The sequence below is a fragment of the Methylobacterium sp. J-088 genome (assembly GCF_022829295.1).
Classification (GTDB): Bacteria; Pseudomonadota; Alphaproteobacteria; order Rhizobiales; family Beijerinckiaceae; genus Methylobacterium.
Genome location: NZ_JAKSYH010000230.1, coordinates 1 through 3,451 on the forward strand (window position 1 = coordinate 1; position 3,451 = coordinate 3,451).

The 3,451-nt window shown below is 70.9% G+C and carries 3 protein-coding genes; all 3 read right to left on the minus strand.

Annotated features, from left to right (window positions below):
* The coding region (locus MKK63_RS25040) for an MBL fold metallo-hydrolase (RefSeq protein WP_244006492.1) at positions 1–692 on the minus strand (692 nt) is incomplete at its 3' end.
* A gap of 23 nt (positions 693–715) precedes the next feature.
* A complete protein-coding gene (locus MKK63_RS25045) occupies positions 716–1,516 on the minus strand; it encodes a TatD family hydrolase (protein WP_244006494.1) in 801 nt (266 codons plus the stop codon).
* A 28-nt stretch (positions 1,517–1,544) separates the two neighbouring features.
* Positions 1,545–3,122: a methionine--tRNA ligase gene (metG, locus tag MKK63_RS25050; protein WP_244006496.1), complete on the minus strand. Its 1,578-nt coding sequence runs from the start codon at positions 3,120–3,122 to the stop codon at positions 1,545–1,547.
* Between the last annotated feature and the right edge of the window lie 329 nt (positions 3,123–3,451).

The window sequence follows — 3,451 nt, forward strand, 5'->3', positions numbered from 1 at the left end:
CGCCGCGGTTTGACCTGGGCGATCAGCGCCAGGGCGTCCGAGACGGAGAAGTGGGTCGGGTGTGGCGTGTCCCGCAGGGCATCGATGACCAGCAGCTCGAGCCCGTGGAGCCGGGCGAGGCTCCCCTCCGGGATCAGGCTCACGTCGGGCATGTAGGCCGCTTGGCCGAAGCGGAAGCCCAGGGCGGCCTCGTTGCCGTGCTCCACCGGGAGCGATTCCACGGTGATCACGCCCCCCTCCCCCTGCAGGGTCAGGTCGCGGTCGGCGGCGAGGTCGCGCAGGTCGAGGATCGGCGGGTAGGCGCTCCCGGGGGGCGTCTCGAAGCAGTAGCCGAACCGGGTGGTGAGCAGCGACCGGGTCAGGGCGTCGGCGTAGACCGGAATGCGGCCCCGCATGGCGATCACCAGCGGGCGCAGGTCGTCGATGCCGTGGGTGTGGTCGGCGTGGGCGTGGGTGTAGAGGACCGCGTCCAGGCGCCTCACCTCGGCGTCAATGAGCTGTTCGCGCAGATCGGGCGAGGTGTCGACGAGCAGCGTGGTCCGCCCGGTCTCCGACACGCGCTCGACCAGGATCGAGCAGCGCCGCCGGCGATTGCGCGGCTCCGCGGGATCGCAGGCGCCCCAGCCGCTGCCGACCCGCGGGACCCCGCCCGACGAGCCGCAGCCGAGGATGCGCAGGGTCAGGCTGGCCATCCGGATCTCCCGCTCCTAACCCGTCACGCGGCGCCCGGAGGCGTTCCGGCGGCCTTGTCGAACAGCGTGAAAAAATTCGCCGTGGTGATCCGGGCCAACTCCTCCGGGGCGAGCCCCAGGGTCTCGGCCAGCGACCGGGCGGTGTCGGCGGTGTAGGCCGGCTCGTTGGTCCGCCCGCGATGGGGCTCGGGGGCGAGGAACGGCGCGTCGGTCTCCACCAGGAGACAGTCGAGGGGCACGGCCCGGGCGATGTCGCGCAGGGCATGCGAACGCCGGAAGGTGACGATGCCGGAGAAGGAGACGTAGAGCCCCAGCTCAACCCCGGCCTCCGCCAGCCGGGGGCCGGACGAGAAGCAGTGCAGCACCGCCCGGAACGGTTTTTGGCCCATCTCCTCGGTGAGCACCCGCTCCATATGGTCGTCGGCGTCACGGGCGTGGATCACCAGCGGCAGGCCGGTCTGGCGGCAGGCCTCGATATGGGCGCGCAGCACCCGCTCCTGCACCGCCTCGGGGGCGGCGTCGGGATAATGGTAGTCGAGTCCCGCCTCGCCGATCCCGACGCAGCGCGGGCTGCTCTCTGCCAGCGCCGCGATCGTCTCGGCAGGCACATCCGGCTCCTCGGCGGCGCCGTCCGGATGGGTACCGATCGTGTGCCAGACGTCCGGGTACGCCTCGGCGATCGCCCGGTAGGTGTCGGCCTTGGCGACCCGGGTGGAGATCGTGAGCATGCCGGTCACCCCCGCGACCTTGGCGCGGGCGATCACGCCCGGCAGGTCGGCGGCGAAATCCGGGAAGTCGAGATGGCAGTGGCTGTCGATGAGCATCGGGACTTTGGGTTGGGACTTCGGGCCGTCAGGCGGCCGGAGCTTCGGGGCGCTCGAAGCGCGGGAAGATCGGCGCGGGGGCCGGGAGCGCCGTGCCGGGCACGAGGCGGCCCCCCTCCCCGACGTCGGCGAGCTGGCGCCGGTCGGCCGGCACCGCCAGCAGGTCGAGGAGCTTGGCCGCCGCCCCCGGCACGAAGGGCTGGGTCAGGATGCCGAAGACGCGCAGGCTCTCCAGGGTCGTGTACAGCACGGCGTTCATCCGGGCCGGGTCGGACTTGCGGAGCTTCCACGGCTCCTGGGCCGCGAAGTAGCGGTTGGCCTCGGCCACCACGGCCCAGATCTCGGAGAGCACGCTGTGCAGCGCCAGATCGCCCATCAGGGCGCGGGCCCGCTCCGGCAGGGCGTCGGCCTGGGCCAGCAGGGCCGTGTCGGCCGCGTCGAGCGGACCGGGATCCGGCACCGCGCCGTCGCAGTTCTTGGCCACCATCGAGAGCGAGCGCTGGGCGAGGTTGCCGAGGTCGTTGGCGAGGTCGGCGTTGATCCGGCCGATGATCGCCTCGTGGCTGTAGCTGCCGTCGCCGCCGAACGGCACCTCGCGCAGCACGAAGTAGCGCACCGGATCGACCCCGTAGGTGTCGGCGAGCTCGAACGGGTCGAGGACGTTGCCGAGCGACTTCGACATCTTCTCGCCCTTGGAGAGCAGGAAGCCGTGGCCGAAGACGCGCTTGGGCAGCGGCAGCCCGGCCGACATTAGGAAGGCCGGCCAGTACACCGCGTGGAACCGGACGATGTCCTTGCCGATGATGTGCAGATCCATCGGCCAGAATTTGTTTTGGGGGTTCTCCGCGTCGGGGAAGCCGGTGACGGTGAGATAGTTGGTGAGCGCATCGACCCACACGTACATGACGTGGTTCGGATGGCCCGGCACCGGCACGCCCCAGTCGAACGTGGTGCGGCTGACCGAGAGGTCCTTGAGGCCGGAGCGCACGAAGCTCGCCACCTCGTTCTTCCGGGTTTCCGGCCCGATGAAGCCGGGCTGCTCCTCGTAGAGCGTCAGCAGCCGGTCCTGATAGGCGGAGAGCCGGAACAAAAAGTTCTCCTCCTCCATCCACACGACCGGCGTGTCGGTGGCGAGGCTGCGGCGGGTGCCGTCCTCCAGGAGGCGGGTCTCGGCCACATCGTAATAGGCCTCGTCGCGCACCGAGTACCAGCCGGCATACGTATCCAGGTAGATGTCGCCGTTGGCCTCCATCCGCCGCCAGATGTCCTGGGCGGCTTCGTAATGGCCGGGCTCGGTGGTGCGGATGAAGCGGTCGTAGGCGCAGTCCATCCGGTCGGCCATGGCCTGGAACCGGGCGGCCGTGCCGTCGACGTAGGCGCGCGGCGTGGTGCCGGCCCGGGTCGCGGCCTGCTGGATCTTCAGCCCGTGCTCGTCGGTGCCGGTGGAGAACAGCACGTCGTAGCCGTCGAGCCGGTGGAAGCGCGCGATCGCGTCGGCGGCGATCACCTCGTAGGCGTGGCCGATATGGGGCGCGCCGTTGGGGTAGGAGATCGCGGTCGACAGGCCGAAGGTCTTTTTGGGCTGCGCCGGGGCGTTGGACGTCACGTCTGTGGTGTTCCGGATCATCGCGAAAAGCTGCCCGCGTTGTCGCGCGGCAGCGGCCGGGACGCAACCATTGCAAGGCCCACCCGGCAAGGCCCACCCGGCAAGGCCCGGGCTCGGCCCCATCCGGTTGCGCCTCGGACATGCGTCATCGTCCCCACCCGCCATTGGCGCCGGGGGCATGGCCCAAGAAGCAACACGAGGGACGCGGGACGCCGCGGGAACCCAGGTGTCGGCCAAGTACGCGCGGGATCCGGTCCCCGCGGCGCCCGCGGCATCGATCGGGCGTGGTCCCCGGCCGGTGCCGTCTTTCTCGTCGCGGCGTCTTGTCG